The organism is Bacillus sp. EB106-07-01-XG149, assembly GCF_058791555.1.
This window is the reverse complement of record NZ_JBYTDP010000001.1, coordinates 784473-804735: the sequence shown is the minus strand read 5'-3', so window position 1 is coordinate 804735 and position 20263 is coordinate 784473. Positions and strand designations below refer to the sequence as shown.

Genomic DNA, 20263 nt, shown 5'->3' with positions numbered 1-20263 from the left:
AATTTTTTTGAAAATATGATGATAATAATTTCCTATATTAAAAAAATTTTTATTTATTACTCCGCGTCTTGAATTCTAATAAACGATACATAGATGAAATCTCAGTTTTCCCTTCAAATATAGTAAGAAAACATTTGGTTAATAATTCAAATATTGTTCAATATTTAACAATAAGCTTTTAAAATTACATGTTATGATGAACGTGTAATGATGATTGAACATTTAAATTTGGCATAATGATTAGCCAAATCAGTGAAGACAGAAGATTTGAGATGTACTCATTAAAATTCTAAAACACTAAAGGGGAGATCATATATGAAAGCAGTAGTAGTTAATAAAAATAGTAAAGCAAACATTGAAGTTATTGAAAAAGAATTACGTCCGTTACACTCAGGTGAAGCGCTTGTAGATGTAGAGTATTGTGGAGTTTGTCATACTGATTTACACGTTGCAAATCATGATTTTGGAAACACAGATGGCCGTATTCTTGGTCATGAGGGTGTAGGTATTGTTACGAAAATTGCTGATGATGTTACTTCACTAAAGATAGGTGATCGTGTAAGTATTGCATGGATGTTCCAATCTTGTGGGCGTTGTGAATATTGCATAACTGGTAGAGAAACTTTTTGCCGTGAAGTTAAAAATGCTGGTTATTCAGTCGATGGTGGTATGGCAGAACAATGTATTGTTACAGCTGATTATGCTGTGAAAGTACCAGAAGGATTAGATCCTGCTCAAGCATCATCAATCACATGTGCGGGCGTAACTACATATAAAGCAATAAAAGTATCAGACATTAAACCTGGTCAACCTATCGTCATCTATGGTTGTGGTGGATTAGGTAACCTAGCTATCCAATATGCTAAAAACGTATTTGGTGCAAAGGTAATTGCAGTAGATATTAATGACGATAAATTAGCGTTAGCAAAAGAAGTTGGTGCGGATATGACTATCAATCCAATTTCTCAAGGTCCTGCTGATAAGATTGTTCAAGATGAATTTGGTGGTGCTTATGCTGCTGTAGTAACAGCCGTTTCTAAAGTAGCATTCAATTCAGCAGTTGATGCAGTACGTGCTTGTGGTAAAGTCGTTGCAGTAGGTTTACCAGTAGAAACTATGGATTTAAACATTCCGCGACTTGTACTAGATGGAATTGAAGTAGTTGGTTCTCTAGTTGGTACTCGTAAAGACTTAGAGGAGGCGTTCATGTTCGGTGCAGAAGGAAAAGTAGTGCCGGTTGTTCAAACTTGTTCTCTAGATAAAGTACAAAATGTATTCGAAGAAATGGAACAAGGCAGAATTCAAGGACGTATGGTAATCGATTTTAAACAGCATAATTGTGATTGTAAATAATTCACTTTAAATATAAAAAGCATGAGTCTAGCAAAGGACATGTAAAAAAGTTAGACGGCATAAAGAAGCTGATCCCTGTATTCAATAGGGATCAGCTTCTTTTATATCAATGCCGATTAATGAGAAATGATTAAAGATTCACTTTATCTACAAACGAAAAAGAGTCTTTACTTTTAACAAATTTTTTATGATTTGGAACGGTTTGAATTGCTACAACTTGCGAATCTCTTGCTTTCAGTGCATCTTGAATCCCGATTGTCATAAGCTTAATAAATAGAATCGTAATAAAGAATGAAACGAGAGTATACAAAATAATCCACCATGAAATATTCATTTCATAACGATTTAATCCAATAAGGCCTGCCCAATCATTCGATAGAGAAACAGGTTTGAGTACTCCGTCATAGAGTTCACGCATTTGTATCCCACCAATTATAATATCAAGCAACGCTAAATGGATAACGAGTATGAGAGTTTGGACGATATGTTCCATAAATAACACAAATAAGCGGTCAAGTAATAAGACTCGTAAGTGTTTTTTGATAATATGAAAACGGCTAGCACCCAGTAATTGTGAACTTAAAATATAATCTTGTTTCATAAATTCATCAACCTCTGAGGATATATATAAAGAAAGTGTAGGCAGAGCGACGAAAATAAGTACGAGTACTTGATAAAACGCAAATGAAATATTTGGATCTAATCTATCAGCATTTGATATGATTACAATATTAACGGGCGTGATGAGTATAAATGCGATAAATAAAGTAGGAATATAGTAAAACACTTCTGAGCATGCCTGGAAAAATCTCTTGAATTTTGGAGCATATAAACTTAAGAGAATTCCTATACATGTTCCGAATAAAATTCGAAAGAAGCTAATTGCCACAGCTAATAAGATAGTGAATTTTGCTCCTTCTATAATTTGTAAGAAAACAGACTCTCCAAAACGATCAGATCCAAAAGGCGGTATTAACGATGGTGGAAAGGGGGCCTTTCCAAGTAATTCGTTATTGTCATTGTAAAGTAACTGAGGAGGTTTTGGGATGTTATCTTTAAAGAACCAACTATAAATAAAACTAGCTGAAACAAGTATGAATAAATAAGTAAAGCCGATTAAAAAGCGTTTTGATTTCCAAATAGATTTCATAAAGCTGCTCCTTTCAATTGCTTTTGCCATCTATTCATCATGAAAGAGATTATTTGAAAAATGGCATAAAACGGTAAGATAATCATGACAAGTATAATAAATGCAGCCGGAGGTGAAATAAACGCCTTTTTAAATAAAAATTGAATAATGCCTTGCATATTAAAAACAAATTCTAAAATGAATAAGTTAGAAAGTAAGAAAACAAAAATCGTTTTTAAATGGTGGAAGAAGTGGATAGATATATTTTTGAATAAATGAATGCATAGTATATAACTTGATGAAAACCCTTTTCCATATGCAACCTCTACATAATGTTTTCCATGTTCTTCTTTTATGTATAACACCATCATCCGAAACATTTGTAATGTAGGTAAGACAGCTAAAGATAAAATAGGGAGTAAATAAGCTCGATTTTCATTAAAAGAAATAATGGTGACAGGTAATTCCCCGAATTTCCGCAGTAACCATATGAAAAATATTTGTAAACAAATCATCATCATCATATCAGGGACAGCTTCTAATATGAACACAATTCGGTTTATCCATTTTTTTATATAATCTTTTGCTAAAAAATAAAAAAATGCCATGCTAGATGAGATAAAGAGCGCAAGCAAAAAGGCTACGAATAATATAATAAACGAATATAGGTAAGGTTCTAAAACAGTTGGAAATAATGGTGTTGTTTTTAAATGACCAAACTTTGGGTCTGATCCTATAACCAACAATGATTCAGGTGAGAAAACCTGTTTTAACATAGTAACGATCTGGTTAAAAAAATAAATTGGTTGAAAGGTGAATCCTTGTTGAGTGATAAATAAATAAGGTAAATTTAATAATAGTAACAGTGATAAAAGAATTGATGAAAGCTTAATTGTGAATTGAGATATTTTATGTAACATTAAATCCCTCCGACATCTTTTTACAACATTATACAATAAAGTCTAAAATATTGTTTTATTTTTCTGAAAAATATAAATACTATTAGATTTTATAGTATGGAACATATATTTACAAGTTAATAAAGTGATAGTAGGATCCGCACTCTAAGACTATTAAGATAAAAGGAAGAGTGAACTTAATACAATAAAAACGAGCAAAGTGCACAAAATTTCCATTGCGGAGGTAGTTGCTGTACAACTCATTTTTCAGACAAATGAGTAGAAAGTACGGAAGGACTATATATGTGTTGTTAATGAAAGAAAAAGAATGTGTTGCGAAACGAATATAATGCAACTTTACCGCACGTAAAAGCTAAATTTAGTATGTAAGTGAAATGGAATGAGGGGATTTGTTTTTTGTTATGAAAAAAATTTTCTTTTTAAAACTTGATTAATGAAAAAATATTTTATATACTAATTCATGTAAACGGTTTACTAGTTCGTATTTTACTAGAAACGAAGGGAAGATTCGCATGGAAACAAGGGGGAGAGTAATCGGGATTGATATCGGTACCACAAGTACAAAAACGGTTGTGTTCACAGAAAAAGGAAAAGTCGTTGCATCACATGCAGTTGATTATCCAATTATTCAACCAAAGGTCGGATGGGCTGAGCAGGATCCTGATGTAATATGTGCTGCTGTATACAAAACTGTAAGCGTTGCCATTGAAAAAGGTAACGTGTTACCAGAAGATATTGCTTCAATCGGTATTAGTACAGCAATGCACGCATTAATTGCAGTAGATGAAAACGGTGCACCATTAACGCGTTCTATCATTTGGGCAGATAATAGAAGTACGAAACAATCGGAAAAATTATTACAACATATGAATGGGCATGACATTTATAGACGAACGGGCACACCAATTCATCCGATGTCGCCGCTTTCTAAATTATTGTGGATGAAAGAGGAAGAGCCAGAATTATATAGGGGCGCTTATAAATTTATTTCCATTAAAGAATATGTTATTTATCAATTGTTTTCACGTTACGTAGTGGATTATTCAATAGCATCTGCTACTGGGTTATTTAATTTAGAAACATTAAACTGGGATGAAGATGTTTTAACGATGTTACATATGTCACCAGAACAATTATCAAAACCTGTGCCAACTACATATATTTTATCGGGTATGAAACCTGAATTAGCACAAAAGATGGGCATTCGTGAAGATACGCCAGTTGTTATTGGTGCAAGTGATGGTGTTCTTGCGAATGTAGGCGTTGGAGCAATATCGCCTGGCTCAGCTGCAATTACAATTGGTACAAGTGGTGCGGTTCGAACAATTTCATCAAGTGTTAATACAGATGAAAAAGGAAGAACGTTTTGTTATGCATTAACAGACGAGCACTGGGTGATCGGCGGACCAACGAATAACGGCGGAATATTACTGAGATGGTTACGTGATGAATTTGGTAGCCCAGAGCAAGAAGTAGCAAAAAAACTTGGCATTGATCCGTATGATTTATTAATTAAGTATGCGGAAAGTGTACCAGCTGGAGCGGGTGGATTGCTATTTTTACCGTTTTTATCTGGAGAGCGTGCACCTTACTGGAATGCAAATGCTCGTGGTACATTCTTTGGAATAAACCTTCAGCATAAACGAGAACATTTTATACGTGCAGTCATGGAAGGTGTTTGTATGAGCGTATATTCTGTTGCACTCGCAATCAGGGATTGTACAGGGCCACTTACTGAAATACGCGTTTCAGGAGGTTTTGCGAAATCTGCATTTTGGAGACAAATGTTATCCGATATGATGGGAAAAGAATTGCTTGTTCCTGAAAGTCATGAAGCATCTGCGCTTGGGGCAGCGGCAGTTGCTTTATATGCTGTAGGAAAAATTGATTCTCTTGAAGAGGTAAAGGATTGGATTGATATTGTTCATCATCATGTACCGAATAAAGAAAATACGGCTATATATTTAGAAATGTTTTATATGTATGAACGACTTTACAATCGCTTGAAAGAAGAATTTGATTGTATAGCTGCTTTCCAACGTAAACAATAGGGGGATTGGGAGAAATGGTAGTTGGAATCGTACTAGCGGCAGTTGTCATACTACTTTTACTTATTACAGTAGTAAAATGGCATCCGTTTGTCGCGTTAATTTTAACAGCAATTGGTGTAGGACTTGCAATGGGAATGCCATTGATTGGAACTTCACCAAAAGATCCAGGGATTATCGATTCTATTAAGCTAGGGCTTGGTAATACGTTAGGGTTTTTAGCGATAGTATTAGCATTAGGAACGATGCTTGGAAAAATGATGGCCGAATCTGGTGGTGCTGAACGAATTGCTAACACATTAATTAATCGTTTTGGGAAGAAACGTGTTCACTGGGCAATGATGTTCGTTGCATTTTTAGTGGGGATTCCAGTGTTTTTCCAAGTTGGATTTGTACTGTTAATTCCATTAGTATTTACAATTGCGTTAGAAACAGGGGTATCACTTATTACAATTGGTATACCACTAGTAGCAGGTTTATCTGTTGTACACGGACTTGTTCCGCCACATCCAGCAGCGATGGCAGCAGTAGGTATTTTTAAAGCAGATGTAGGGAAGACAATTTTATATGCTTTAATTGTCGGACTTCCAACTGCAATCATTTCAGGTCCGCTTTACGGGAAATGGATTGGTGCTCGTATACATAAAGAAGTACCATTAGATATAGCGGAGCAATTTATTGAAAGAGATAAGAAGAAGGAGCTTCCTAGTTTCGGAAATACATTGTTTACAATTTTACTTCCAGTATTTCTAATGCTAGGTGCATCAATTGCGGAAGTAGCACTAAACAAAACAAGTCAACTTGCACAAGTATTGCACTTTATTGGAGATCCAATCGTCGCGTTATTAATTGCAACGATATACTCTTTCTTTAGTCTTGGTTATGCAAAAGGTTTCTCAAAGGATAAAGTATTACAATTTACAAACGATTGCCTTGGGCCTATTGCGAACATACTGTTAGTTATTGGTGCAGGCGGCGCATTTAATAAAGTATTATTAGATTCTGGAATTGGAACGACAATCGCAGAAATGGCGAAAGAATCTCATATTTCACCGATATTATTAGGCTGGGGAATTGCGGCACTTATCCGAATTGCAACTGGATCGGCAACGGTTTCTATGATGACAGCAGCTGGTATTGTTGCGCCGATTGCAACAAGTACACCAGGTGTAAATGTTGAACTGCTAGCACTTGCAACAGGTGCAGGATCATTAATTTTATCACATGTAAATGATTCTGGATTTTGGATGATTAAAGAGTATTTTGGAATGACTGTGAAAGAAACATTATTAACATGGACTGCAATGGAGACGATATTATCTGTTGTAGCACTTGGACTAATTTCGTTATTAAATATATTTGTATAGAATGGGAGATTGATTAATATGAAACTAGGTTTAATTGGATTAGGAAAAATGGGATTCCCATTAGCAGAACATTTATATGAAGACAAGCATGAAGTAGTTGTATACGACGTTAATAAAGAGCTTGTTGAAAAGGCAGGTGCAATAGGGATTACTGCTCGTCATACATTAAAAGAAATGATTGCTGAACTAGAAGCTCCTCGTACAATCTGGGTAATGGTACCTGCGGGAGAAGTTGTTGAATCGGTACTAAAAGATGTATATCCATTATTAGAAGGAGGCGATATCGTTATTGAAGGCGGAAATTCATTCTATAAAGATACGTTACGCCGTGCGGAAGAAGCGGAAAGCTTTGGCTTACATTACGTAGATATCGGTACATCAGGTGGTGTAGAAGGAGCTAGATACGGTGCTTGCTTAATGGTTGGTGGAGAAAAAGAAATATATGATCAATTAGAACCTTTATTTAAAGATTTAGCAGTAGAGAATGGGTATTCATATGCAGGCCGCGTCGGAAGTGGTCATTTCTTAAAAATGGTTCATAACGGTATTGAATACGGTATGATGCAAGCAATCGCTGAAGGCTTTGAAGTGTTAGATAAAAGTGATTTTGATTTCAATTATGAAGATGTTGCAAAAGTATGGGCAAACGGATCGGTTATCCGCGGTTGGTTAATGGACTTAACTGAAAAGGCGTTTGCAGATGATCCAAAACTAGATGGTATTAAAGGTGTGATGAATTCTTCAGGAGAAGGGAAATGGACTGTGGAAACGGCACTTGAACTTCAAGCGGCAGCACCGGTAATCGCGATGTCATTATTTATGCGCTACCGTTCTCAAGAAGATGATACATTCCACGGAAAAGTAGTTTCAGCTCTTCGTAATCAGTTCGGTGGACATGAAGTTGTGAAAAAATAGGAAATGATTTTTGAAAAGAAACTTGTGCATAGGCGCAAGTTTCTTTTTTTATAGTGTAAGAAATCTCTAATTTAAAAATACCATTCAATCATTGTCTATTTGTACTGATTGTATCAAATATAAAAGGAAGCATGAAAGATGTCCCAACATAAAAATAAGAATAAATAAAATGAAATTTTCATAAATAGTAAAAGGATGATTATGTCATCAGTGTAGCTATGAAGTGGTGTTACATATGAAAAGAGCGTGTTAATAAAATATGGGGTGGTTAAATGGGAAATGAGCAAGTGAAGAATGCAGGGGAAGAAAAAAAGTTATGTCTTTGTATGATTGTTAAGAACGAGTCTAGAATTATGGAAAGATGTTTAAATGCTACAAAATCAATTGTAGACTTTGTTTCTATTTGTGATACGGGATCAACTGATCATACACCTGAAATTATTGAAAGTTGGTGTAAAGAAAATGAAATCCCAGGAACAGTTCATCATGAACCATTTAAAAACTTTGGTTATAACAGAAGTTTAGCTGTTTCATTGGCACAAAAAACATATCCAGAAGCAGATTATTTATTAATATTAGATGCAGATATGATATTAGAAGTTGATCCTGAGTTTGATAAGACTAGTTTAACGGAAGACCATTATCTTACATTGCAATATGATATTCATATTAAGTATTGGCTTACACGCCTTTTGAAAGCTTCTTTACCATGGAAATCTGTCGGTGTTACTCATGAGTATTGGGATATAGATCGTTCCAAAGTTGGTGCGAATTACAATACGAGAGTAGCAAGGTTAGAGACGCTTGTCGTTAACGACCCTGGGGATGGTGGGAGTAAAGCTGATAAATTTGAGAGAGATGAGAGATTGTTGTTAGAAGGGATTAATGATCCAGAAACAACGCCTGATTTGCATATAAGATATTTATTTTATTTAGCCCAAACTTATTTTCATTTAAGTCAATTTGAAGATTCGATTAAATGGTACAAAAAAAGAGTGGAAGCAGGGGGATGGGTTGAAGAAGTTTTCTATTCGTTATTGCGAATAGGATTTTGTTATGAACAATTAGCAAACCGTTCGGCAAATCAGCAACATGAAGTAACAGAAGCGGATGAAAAAGAAACTATGAAGAAGCAAGAAGAACAATATACAGCATTAGCAATTCTTTATTTTCAAAAAGCGTGGGAATATCGACCAACTAGGGCTGAGCCATTATACCAACTTGCAAGAATGTATCGATTAAAATCTCAAAATAATATTGCTTTGATGTATGCGTTGCAAGGGAAGGAAGTTCCTTTTCCGAATAATGATCTTCTATTTGTAGATTATCATGTGTATGATTACTTATTTGACTATGAGATTTCTATAAGTGCTTTTTATATACCGCATAAAAAACATTTAGGCGCAGTGTCACAAAAATTTTTGGAATCGAAAAAAGAAGAGTTACCGTTGCATATAGCAAATATGGTAGAAAGTAATGCGAAATTTTATTAAATACAATTTTGGTTAAAGGAGTAGTGGAGTAATAATGGAATTAATACGATGGGCGCTAGAACTAGGGGAATCTGTGCATGGAAATACGTATGAAGAATTGATGCCACTACTAGATTATTATTATGATCGTGATCATTTAAAAGCGTATTGTATTGCAAATCTTCTTTTAGATATGGACGTAGCAGATGAGCATCGGCAAAGAATTGAATTAAGAAGGTGCATTGCTGCTTATTATGCTGGATTATATAAAGTAGCAAAAAAACATGCAAATGAGCTTTTACTTAAATATCCGGATGTGGATTTGTATAAAAATAATTTAAGGCTAATGGAAGCTTATTTAAATAAAGAATATGATTATTGTCTTTTTATATGCCCAAAGACGTATGGTAGTTTCATAGATGTCGCGCGAGCTTTGAAATGGCGATTGGAGCAGGAGGGAAATACAGCAATTATTTCAGAAACAATACTAGAAAATGTGAAAAATACAATTGTTTTTGGAGCGCATACGTATGCACATAATCCAAATCTACTTCCGAAAAATGCAATTATTTATAATTTAGAACAACTATATGAAGGAAGCCCTTATGCACACCCACTTTATTTAATGTTATTAAAAGATAAGAAAATTTGGGATTATAGTAAACAAAATATAGAATGGTTAAAACAAAAAGGTGTAGGAACAGAAATAAAACATGTAGGAATGAACTACGCCCCAACTTTGGAAATAAAAAAAGATGCATTTGAAGATGAGGTGACTGAAGACATCGATATACTGTTTATAGGTGCTCTTAATCCGAGGCGGCAAGCTATTTTAGATCAATTAAAAGCAGTTGCCCCAAATTTAAATATTGTTTTTAAAAATAATGCGTGGGGAATTGTTAGAAATGAGTTGATTGCTAGGTCTAAAATTATATTAAATATTCATTTTTACTTATCAGGCATTCTTGAAACACCTCGAGTTTCTTATGCGGTGGCAAATAAGAAATTTATTATTTCGGAAAATAGTAATCGAGAGGACGAGATAGAGTGGCCAGGAATTGTGTTTACTCCATACGAAAAAATAATAGAAAGTATTATGAAATATGTAGCTTTACCAGAAGAGCGTATTAAATTAGCAGAAAAAGCGTATAACCATTTTGAAGCGAAAGGAAACATTGGCATACTGTGTCATAAAGAGGAGGAAAAGTAATTGTGAAGAACTCATACTTTCGTATGAGTTCTTTTTTTCGTCTATCATACTATTTTATCAAGCTAGTTCCCTCTTTATATTGTGTTTTGTATAGAAATTTCTGATAATATATAAGTATAACTGAAAAACAAAGGAGAGAAATAATTATGAAACTAGTCGTTATTAACGGTACGCCAAGAAAATTCGGTAGAACTCGTGTGGTGGCAAAATATATTGCTGATCAATTTGAAGGGGAGTTATACGATTTATCAGTAGAGGAACTGCCTTTATATAACGGGGAAGAATCACAACGTGAATTAGAAGCGGTAAAAAAATTAAAGACATTAGTGAAAACTGCAGACTGTGTAGTACTATGTACACCTGAATATCATAATGCAATGAGTGGGGCGTTGAAAAATTCGTTAGATTATTTAAGCAGTAGTGAATTTGTTCATAAACCTGTCGCATTACTTGCAGTTGCTGGAGGCGGTAAAGGTGGCATTAACGCATTAAACAATATGCGGATTGTTGCTAGAGGGGTGTACGCAAATGCAATCCCAAAACAAGTTGTGCTTGATGGACTTCATGTACAAGACGGTGAACTGGGAGAAGATGCAAAACCATTAATTCATGATTTAGTTAAAGAATTAAAAGCATATATGAGCGTATATAAAGAGGTGAAAAAACAACTAGGAGTTGAGTGATAAATTAATCGTATAAAAAATACTTCTGCCTTCCTATCTTTTTCTATATAATAAAAAGAAAGGGAGTGCAAACTTATTTATGAACAAATGGATTTTGCTTATAATCTTATTATTTCCACCACTGTACATTCTTTATATGACGTTTCGAATGAAGAAAGTTGCTCGTGAAAAATTGAGTAATCACTCTCCGTACGTTCTTATATTAGGTGCAAAGTTATTTGGAGATAGACCGTCATTATCTCTACAAAACCGTTTGGAAGTAGCGTTGGAATATTTATTTTCCCATCCTGAAGCGAAAGTAATTGTTTCAGGTGGTCAAGGAGAAGACGAAGATATACCAGAAGCTCACAGTATGAGAAACTATTTAATGGTACATGGTATAGATGAGAGTCGTATTTTAATAGAAGATCAATCTACAAATACGTATGAGAATGTAAAGTTTAGTATGGATTTATATGATGTGAAACATGCGGTAGTTGTAAGTAATACGTATCATTTATATAGAACGAAAATAATTGCAAAGCGTTTAGGCATGAAGATGGAGGCACTAGCTGCTGAAACACCAATGCGCTCTAAGAAAAAAATGTATGTACGTGAATATGCTGCAATAATGAAAACAATATTGTTCGACCGTTAGAGCTCAAATGTGGGCTCTTTTTTAATTATAAAGCGTATCATTTGAAATGAATGCCGTATTCCATCAAAATAAAGGAAACAACATTAAAGGAGCTGTATTTGTGATTCAATTTAATCATGTGTCAAAAGCGTATGAAGATGGCACGAAAGCAGTGGATTCATTGCATTTAGAAATTAATAAGGGAGAATTTTTTGTTCTCATTGGTCCGAGTGGTTGCGGGAAAACAACGACAATGAAAATGATTAACCGTTTAATTGAAACGACTGAAGGATCTATTTTAATCGATGGAAAAGATATTCAACAATATAATATTAATGAATTGCGTTGGAATATAGGATACGTATTGCAGCAAATCGCTTTGTTTCCGCATATGACAATTGCAGAAAACATTGCAGTTGTTCCTGAAATGAGAAAATGGAGCAAAGAAAAAATAAAAGCTCGTGTCGATGAGTTGCTACAGATGGTCGGGCTAGATCCAGACGTATATCGCGATCGTATGCCTGATGAATTGTCAGGAGGGCAAAAGCAGCGCGTTGGTGTCGTAAGGGCATTAGCCGCAAACCCGAAAATCGTTCTTATGGATGAACCGTTTAGTGCGTTAGATCCATTAAGTAGGGAACAGCTTCAGAAGGATATCGTACAATTGCAAAAAAAGATTCAAAAAACAATTGTGTTCGTAACACATGATATGCAAGAAGCATTATCGCTTGGAGATCGTATTTGTATTATGAAAGAAGGAAAAGTTGTTCAATTAGATACACCAGAAGGTATTATACATAATCCGAAAAATGAGTTTGTAGAGGAGTTCATTGGAAATCGTGGGCGGCCTTGGTATGAGGGGAAAAGTGTAGAAGATGTATTACCACTTGATAAAAGTATGCGGATAGAAGGGGATGCACTATCATTGCATTCTTCTTTACAAGAAGCATTAATTCGTGTACGAGCTGACGAAGTCGTTCCAGTTGAAGAAAATGGTCAATATGTTGGAGCTTTAACAAGTCGTCATATTGTTAATTACATTGTTGAACAAATGAAGGAAAGAGGCTAAACAGTGACTGATTTTATACAAACGTTCCAAGAGCGAAAAATAGAATTACTAACTGCATTAAGTGAGCATTTACAAATATCGCTTATTTCACTATTTTTTGCAGTAATTATTGCGGTGCCACTTGGCATTTTATTAACGAGAAAACAACGAATGGCTGAATTTATAATAGGAACTTCTGCAGTTATGCAGACTGTCCCATCACTGGCATTACTCGGACTTTTAATTCCGTTAGTAGGAATTGGAAAACTTCCGGCCATTATTGCATTAGTTGTGTATGCACTATTACCTATTTTACGAAACACATATACAGGAATAAGGGAGTTAGATGAATCTTTAATCGAGGCAGCGAGAGCTATGGGGATGAATAGCTGGAGAAGACTGTGGAATGTAGAACTTCCTCTTGCTTTACCAATTATTATGGCCGGTATTCGTACGGCGATGGTATTAATTGTTGGAACAGCTACATTAGCAGCTCTTATAGGTGCTGGTGGGCTCGGAAAACTCATATTACTTGGTATCGATCGAAATGATCATGCGCTTATCATTTTAGGGGCCGTACCAGCCGCGTTACTCGCTTTATTCTTTGATGTAGTACTTAGAGTGCTTGAGAGTCCAAAACGCTCTTCTAAGCGTATTATATTGACGATATGTATTACTTGTATAATGATTGCTTCTCCCTTTCTTTGGAACACACAAAAGAAAGATATTGTTATTGCCGGCAAACTTGGATCAGAACCTGAAATTTTAATTCAAATGTATAAGCAACTTATCGAACAAGATACCGATTTACACGTAGAATTAAAACCAGGTCTTGGAAAAACAGCATTTGTATTTGAAGCATTGAAATCAGGAGAAGTAGATATATACCCTGAATTTTCAGGAACAGCTTTATCTACTTTCGTGAAAGAAGAGCCAAAAAGTACAAATCGGGATGAAGTATATGAGCAGGCTCGCATTGGAATGGAAAAGAAATATAATATGGTTATGTTGAAGCCGATGGAGTATAACAATACATATGCACTAGCTATGCCGAAAAAAATAGCAGATCAAAATAATATAAATACAATTTCTGATTTAGGAAAAATGGCACAGGATGCTAAAGTAGGATTCACATTAGAATTTGCTGATCGTGAAGACGGTTATAAAGGAATGCAAAAATTATATAACTATAAGTTTTTAAATGTGAAAACGATGGAACCGAAACTACGTTATAGTGCAATTCAATCAGGGGATGTTAACGTAATCGATGCATATTCAACTGATAGTGAACTTGAGCAGTATGGACTTAAAGTGCTACAAGATGATAAAGGGTTATTCCCACCGTACCAAGGTGCACCACTATTAAGAAAAGAGACGTTACAGAAATATCCTGAACTTGAAAAAGTATTAAATACATTATCTGGGAAGATTACAGATGAAGAAATGCGAAAAATGAATTATGAAGTAAATGTGAATGGAAAAAGTAGTGAAGAAGTTGCGAAACAATTTTTACAAAAAGAGAATTTACTTCGTTAATTTTATAAGAAATATACAAATTTATATGTATGAAATGACCGTTCATTACAAAATGAACGGTTTTTTTGTGCATACTTATACATTTTTTCAAAAAAGTATTCCATTTTTCTTCATTTTCTTTTAGAATAAGTAATGTTTTCCTGAAAAAATATAAGAGAAACGTCTATTAGAGAAAAAGGTGACTTTAATAGTTGAACGAACATAACACCTAGAATGACAGATGGGGTGGTACAAATAGAAAAGAAGTTAGGGTTTTTTCCATTAATTGCATTAGTAGTCGGAACGATGGTTGGTGGCGGTGTTTTTAGTTTACCGCATGATTTAGCAGTAGGAGCGAATAGCGGCTCTATAATAATTGGTTGGTGTATTACAGCGATGGGAATGATTCCACTCGCGCTCGTATATCAAACGTTAGCAAGACAAAAACCGGAGCTTGAGGGCGGAATTTATAGTTATGCACGTGCTGGTTTCGGAGAATATATCGGATTTAACAGTGCTTGGGGATATTGGCTAGCAGGAATTTTAGGAAACGTTGCAACAATCATGTTACTGTTTAGTACATTAGGTTATTTCTTCCCCATTTTTAAAGGTGGAAATAATGTTGCGTCTATTGTTGGAGCATCACTTTTATTATGGACACTTCATTTTCTAATTTTATTTGGAATTCGTGAAGCATCTATTATGAATGTTATTGCAACGATAGGGAAATTAGTTCCAATCGTATTATTTATTGTTGTAATGGTAACAGCGTTTCGCTGGGATACGTTTACACATGATTTTTGGGGAGAAGGAACTATATCAGTTTCCTCTATACTTGGTCAAGTGAAAAATACAATGCTTGTAACTCTTTGGGTTTTCATTGGGGTTGAAGGAGCGGTTGTATTATCTGGTAGAGCGAAAAATAGCCGAGATGTTGGTAAAGCGACAGTACTTGGACTTATTTTAGTAATGTCTATTTATATTTTAATTTCTGTCTTGTCTATGGGAGCGATGACAAGAGGAGAGCTTTCCGTGTTAGAAACCCCATCAATGGGACATGTATTAGAACATGTTGTTGGGACATGGGGCGCAGTTGCGATTAACATTGGGTTAGTTGCTTCACTTGTAGGTACATTAATAGGCTGGTTTTTACTTGTTTCTGAAATTTCCCACGTAGCAGGAAAAGATGGCGTGTTTCCGAAAGTCTTTACGAAAACAAATAAAAAACAAACGCCACATATGGCATTATGGATCTCAAATTGCGTTGCCCAAATTATATTTATAATCGTTCTGTTTTCAGAATCAACATATCAAATTATGTATTTCATAGCTTCAACATCAATTTTAGTACCATATTTATTATCAGCGTTATTCCAATTCAAATTAGTTATTACAAACGAACTAAAAGATGCAAAAGTAAAAAACGGCTCGTTAGCTTTAATTGCTTCTATTTATTCTGTATGGCTTCTATATGCAGCAGGTTTGAAAAATTTATTACTTGTTTCAATCGTGTATGGAATCGGGATTATTGTTTACATGTATGCAAGAAAAGAAAAAGGAAATCGTTGTTTTAAAGGTATTGAGAGATATGTAATGTGGGCAATTGTTATCGCAGCTATCACATCACTTTATATGCTATTAACTGGAAATATAAAAATGTAAAAGTCCTTTTAAATAAAGGGCTTTTTTCTTTGTCTAGAGAATATTTAATACATAAGATATTCAGGAGGGATAAAAATGGAAGAAAAAGAACAGTTAACCAGAATTGTTGATTTAGCGAGTGAAGTAAGGAAAGTATTAGTGCAAGAATCCTTTTTTAATCACCATCCTGAACTACGAGGAGTGATTGAAAATTTAGCGAGTGCTGTAGAGAATTTGGCGGAATTACAGCAAAATACAGATGAAAACGCTGAAGATCGATTACGATATGTACTTGCTAAAATGAAAATTGCTCATAATGCCATTTTACAAGAGAAAAAAGCATTTCCATCTCATTAATATACGTTTTCATTTTGAACCTGGCGGATAACGTCAGGTTTTTTGTTTCTAGTTTTTCGTTTCTTTCATACACTAAGAATAGTATGAAAAAAAGAAGGTGACGAAGGTGAGATTACATAAAGCTCTTCAGCCAAGTTTTATAAAAAGAATGTACTATATGAGGTTTATCGGAAAGTTTACAAAAGCAGAGAGAGAGAAGAATGGAGAGAACTTCTTTGTACAATGCCTATCGCCAATACCATTCACGTTACAAGAGCAATTAAAAAATGAACCATACGTATTTGAAGGTTTATGTAGCAATAAAAAGAATGAAAAAGTCTTTTCGGAATTAAAGAAAAGAAAATTAGAAAAGCAATTGGTTATGTTTCGTCTCTATTATGAAAGAGGACATATATACGTGGAGTTAATTTGTGCAGAAGAACCACGAGAAATGGCCAATGGCTATAAAATGATTCCAGTACCTAAAGTTTCCGAATACAAAAAAGGAGAGTCTTTAGAAAGAAAACTTGGAAATGGCTATTTGTCATTTCTAATGCCAAAATATCCGAAAGACTTTGAGCCTCCCGAATTATTGTGGCACGATGGAAGGTTATATGGAAATATATCTTTAAAATCATCATCAATTAGTTCAATCGCATATTTTGAACAGCAGCGGGAATGTAAGTATATAGACTTAAATGACTGGATGAAGTATGTGGAAATAGCGGTAGAAGATCAATTGTATTTTGTAAGCAATCACATGTATGAGCAATTAAAAAAACGAATGACTGAAGAAGGTAAGCATGTAGAAGTAGAGGAAATAAAAGTGCACAAGGATGAATGGGAATGGGATGAGCGTGAATCCGTCTTTTTACAGTATGTAAAAAGTTTTGTACGTAATAAAGGGCTATATTTGGATGAAACGGACATTTATAATTTCCATATAAGTGCGAAAACAAATATGTTGACGATTCTAGGTGGTATACCAGGCGCTGGGAAATCCCGATTTGTGCAAGCTTATGCAGAAGCACTTGGATTACAGTATGGGGAAGAGTTGGTTTGGATTCCAATTTCACCATCGTATCAAGAACCACATGATTTACTTGGTTACCTTCACCCAAATGGTACTTTTATTGAAAGTGAAACAAAATTAGTTAGGGCGTTAATGAAGGCAAAAGAAAATCAAAATCAACTATATATAATCGTTTTTGATGAAATGAATATGTCACATATTGAGCATTGGTTTACTCCATTTCTATCTGTTCTTCAACTTGAAAAGCAAAACCGTATTCTAAATTTGTATGAAGGTGTACAAGAAAAAGAAAATTCAATTCCATCAACAATTGAAATTGGTGAAAATATTATATTTGTAGGTACAGTAAATTTTGATGAAACAACGAAAGAACTCTCAGATCGATTATTAGATCGGACGAATTTAATAACGTTACAAAAGATTCCGTTTTGTGAGATGTGTATGGAACAAGAGAAAATTGTATTACAACCACCTCTGAAAGTAACTGCAGGAGAATTTCGTATAAGCTGGGTCAGGAATAAAGCGATGATTGAGGTGTTTTCTGAAGAAGAGTTAGAACTATTAGATAAGTTACATGTTGTATTGTCATCACATGATATGTCAAAGGGAATTTCATTTCGATGTGCAAACGCAATCGCTACTTACTTGCAAAATATACCGTTCCAAAATAATCATTCCTATATGATCAGTAGAGAAGAGGGATTTGATTTACAAATCAAGCAACGTGTATTGACGAAAATAAGAGGGACTGAAATGATGGTTGGGTCTTTACTTTCTGAAGACGTAAAAAGGGGGGCGACATTACTACCTCTTTTGCAATCGCCACTTGCAAACAGAGTATCTACATTTGAACACTCTTTAGCATATATAAGAGAAAAGCGTAGAGAACTGGAGCTGTATGGCTATGCAAAATGAAGGGCGATATGAAACAGAAATCGTTGATACGAAAGAAACACTCCCTTTTGTATTAAAGTTAATCATTGGAACTGAGGCAAAAGGGGAATATATTTTATTAAATCGTCTTTGTACATCTACTACAGCATTAGTTCAATGTATTTATAAAGTACAAGAATTAAAACCAATTAGATTGCATTACCATTATGAAAGTCCAATGAATATTACTTTTATATGGAATAAAGTATATGAGGGACAGAAAAATATAAAAGAGTCAAAATATGAAATAAATGAAAAAAAACAAAAAGTATTAATATATGAACATGGAAAAACGGAATTCTTTTATCCATGGCGTTGTGGATTATATCATTTTGAAGTGAATATAGAAGATAGAACGTATTATGGCGCATTTCAAATCGTTCCCAAAAATTTTTTTGATGATCAATTTGAAATGATTCAAAACTATGTAAAGTCAATTCTGAATGAGTTGATTTTAGATAGAGGTTATTATAAAAAGACTTTCTCTGCACTTAGTGATATTGAAGATTCTTCTTATTTAGTGTTACTTAGAAAGTTGCCGCAAAAAATGAAAAAGATAAAGCAAATTTTTAAGAAAATAGAATCGAGTTCAAAATTTATACATGAATATAAATGGGAAGAAAAAGAGCGGAAAGCAACGAGAAAAGGAGCAATAGTGGCGGAAAGAAAACCGTATGCAAAATATTATAATCGTAAGTTTATAGAACAAAAAAATAGTAAGGAAAATGCATTTCTTAAATTTAAAGCGATGCAATTTTATTTCTATTTACTTGAAGCTGAAAGTTTTTTACGTCAAACAATTGAAATATTAGAAAGAGCAAAAAAGAAGAAATCAGAAGAGTTTCAAGCTGTAAAAACGATTATACAAACAATTGAGCGTAATGGATCAGTGACGGATAGAGAGAAACAAAAATATAAAAATATCCATTTACTAAAAGAGGCGGATTTGCGAAAAAGCTCTATGAAGATACAAGAATATAAAATATTAGCGCACTTTGTACATGAAAGTGTACAATACTTTCAAACTTTAATGCATTCTCCATTTTGGAGAGAAGTTTCCGAAACGGGTAACATGTACTCACATAATTTACCGATACCACATCAACAACTACTACAGCATTTAGATGTACTTCCACAATATACAGAACAATCTCCATCTTTATTATTTGTTTATAAACCAACATTTTTAGTGTATGAATATTACGCTTTTTTTATCGTTATTTCCATGTTAGAGCAAATTGGTTTTGAGGCTAGAATTTCCATTCGTGAACAAATTCAAGAACATTTTTATGTAGATGGATTACAGGATGGAACGACAGTAGTTTTACACCGAGATGATATTAGAGTACATGTCGCATTTAATGATTTAATTGAAACTCATCCTCTTATTGCATTAAGTAAAGGGAGTAATTTTTATAATGGAGAAGATACGAAGAAGCCAGACATTCGCTTAGACTGTTATGTAAAGGAAGAAGGGAAATACGTATATCAATCTTCTATTATTATTGAAGTGAAGTATAGCCCAATGTACAACATTTTTCAGCACGTTGGAAATACGAAGGCAACTGAACAAATGTATAAGTACTGGTCTATAAAATATGTAGAAGAACAGGATGGAAAGAGAGTCTATTTTCGAAGGGCCATTTATGAAGTTATTTGTGTATATCCAGGAAGTCATATGCATAGTAAAAAAATTGAGTCTGGATGTGGTGTGTTCTTGCAATTATATCCATATAAAACGAAACAAGGGGAAGAGAAATTAGCCGGAAAACATGGAATGGTACAAATTTTTGAGAAGTGGTTAAAAAGCATGAAGAAGTAAAAAAATCCTTTTTTATAAAGGATTTTTTTAGATTAAGAAGAAATATATGCTGTATGGAAGACAACTTTATACGATTTGAATTTGAAGGTAATATAAATATATTGTTAGAAGAACGGTACATGAGGGATAAAAGACGATTAAGATGGAATTTAATTCATTGTGCAGAATATAATAAGTCATAAATATTTTTAGTTGCATACGAAGATTTGTTCTTATATGATA

The 20263-nt window shown here is 34.1% G+C and carries 16 protein-coding genes; 14 read left to right on the top strand and 2 right to left on the bottom strand.

The features are described from left to right. Nucleotides 1–315 precede the first annotated feature (315 nt). Nucleotides 316–1353, top strand: coding sequence for an alcohol dehydrogenase AdhP (gene adhP, locus AC3WTA_RS04070; RefSeq protein ID WP_000649116.1), 1038 nt, complete (start codon nucleotides 316–318; stop codon nucleotides 1351–1353). Nucleotides 1354–1483: 130 nt separating this feature from the next. Here adhP and AC3WTA_RS04065 read toward each other — a convergent pair whose 3' ends face one another. Both AC3WTA_RS04065 and AC3WTA_RS04060 read right to left on the bottom strand, forming a co-directional pair. Next, a complete protein-coding gene (locus AC3WTA_RS04065) occupies nucleotides 1484–2503 on the bottom strand; it encodes an ABC transporter permease (RefSeq protein WP_000836586.1) in 1020 nt (339 codons plus the stop codon). Then, the gene (locus AC3WTA_RS04060) at nucleotides 2500–3402 is read right to left on the bottom strand and encodes an ABC transporter permease subunit (protein WP_000902494.1); all 903 of its coding nucleotides are present in this window, start codon (nucleotides 3400–3402) and stop codon (nucleotides 2500–2502) included. The genes AC3WTA_RS04065 and AC3WTA_RS04060 overlap by 4 nt, the downstream gene beginning before the upstream one ends. A 512-nt stretch (nucleotides 3403–3914) precedes the next feature. On the opposite strand from AC3WTA_RS04060, the gene gntK reads away from it, so the two are divergent. The 13 genes from gntK (at nucleotide 3915) to AC3WTA_RS03995 (ending at nucleotide 20041) form a co-directional block, all read left to right on the top strand. Continuing rightward, a complete protein-coding gene (gntK, locus tag AC3WTA_RS04055; protein WP_000450012.1) occupies nucleotides 3915–5453 on the top strand; it encodes a gluconokinase in 1539 nt (512 codons plus the stop codon). 14 nt (nucleotides 5454–5467) lie between these two features. Further along, nucleotides 5468–6817, top strand: a complete 1350-nt coding sequence (locus AC3WTA_RS04050) for a GntP family permease (RefSeq protein WP_000260206.1) — start codon at nucleotides 5468–5470, stop codon at nucleotides 6815–6817. Nucleotides 6818–6835: 18 nt separating this feature from the next. Next, on the top strand, nucleotides 6836–7732 hold the full coding sequence (gnd, locus tag AC3WTA_RS04045) for a phosphogluconate dehydrogenase (NAD(+)-dependent, decarboxylating) (RefSeq protein ID WP_000765990.1): 897 nt from the start codon (nucleotides 6836–6838) through the stop codon (nucleotides 7730–7732). A 272-nt stretch (nucleotides 7733–8004) separates the two neighbouring features. Further along, nucleotides 8005–9225: a tetratricopeptide repeat-containing glycosyltransferase gene (locus AC3WTA_RS04040; RefSeq protein ID WP_000526208.1), complete on the top strand. Its 1221-nt coding sequence runs from the start codon at nucleotides 8005–8007 to the stop codon at nucleotides 9223–9225. Between the two features lie 34 nt (nucleotides 9226–9259). Then, the gene (locus AC3WTA_RS04035; protein ID WP_000420438.1) at nucleotides 9260–10414 is read left to right on the top strand and encodes a CgeB family protein; all 1155 of its coding nucleotides are present in this window, start codon (nucleotides 9260–9262) and stop codon (nucleotides 10412–10414) included. Nucleotides 10415–10560: 146 nt separating this feature from the next. Beyond that, nucleotides 10561–11097, top strand: a complete 537-nt coding sequence (locus tag AC3WTA_RS04030; RefSeq protein WP_000780363.1) for an NADPH-dependent FMN reductase — start codon at nucleotides 10561–10563, stop codon at nucleotides 11095–11097. Between the two features lie 79 nt (nucleotides 11098–11176). Further along, a complete protein-coding gene (locus AC3WTA_RS04025; RefSeq protein WP_001045782.1) occupies nucleotides 11177–11734 on the top strand; it encodes a YdcF family protein in 558 nt (185 codons plus the stop codon). 100 nt (nucleotides 11735–11834) lie between these two features. Continuing rightward, nucleotides 11835–12782, top strand: coding sequence for an ABC transporter ATP-binding protein (locus AC3WTA_RS04020; RefSeq protein ID WP_000614066.1), 948 nt, complete (start codon nucleotides 11835–11837; stop codon nucleotides 12780–12782). Between the two features lie 3 nt (nucleotides 12783–12785). Beyond that, nucleotides 12786–14297, top strand: a complete 1512-nt coding sequence (locus tag AC3WTA_RS04015; protein WP_000129148.1) for an ABC transporter permease/substrate-binding protein — start codon at nucleotides 12786–12788, stop codon at nucleotides 14295–14297. A gap of 213 nt (nucleotides 14298–14510) precedes the next feature. Further along, complete coding sequence (locus AC3WTA_RS04010) at nucleotides 14511–15938, top strand: basic amino acid/polyamine antiporter (protein ID WP_000129472.1); 1428 nt, start codon at nucleotides 14511–14513, stop codon at nucleotides 15936–15938. Nucleotides 15939–16013: 75 nt separating this feature from the next. Then, complete coding sequence (locus AC3WTA_RS04005; protein WP_000391452.1) at nucleotides 16014–16274, top strand: hypothetical protein; 261 nt, start codon at nucleotides 16014–16016, stop codon at nucleotides 16272–16274. A gap of 106 nt (nucleotides 16275–16380) precedes the next feature. Further along, nucleotides 16381–18201 (top strand): DUF8727 domain-containing protein, encoded by a 1821-nt coding sequence (locus AC3WTA_RS04000; RefSeq protein WP_001236572.1) that lies wholly within the window; start codon nucleotides 16381–16383, stop codon nucleotides 18199–18201. Further along, on the top strand, nucleotides 18191–20041 hold the full coding sequence (locus AC3WTA_RS03995; RefSeq protein ID WP_001178707.1) for a hypothetical protein: 1851 nt from the start codon (nucleotides 18191–18193) through the stop codon (nucleotides 20039–20041). Before AC3WTA_RS04000 ends, AC3WTA_RS03995 begins: the two co-directional genes overlap by 11 nt. Nucleotides 20042–20263 lie beyond the last annotated feature (222 nt).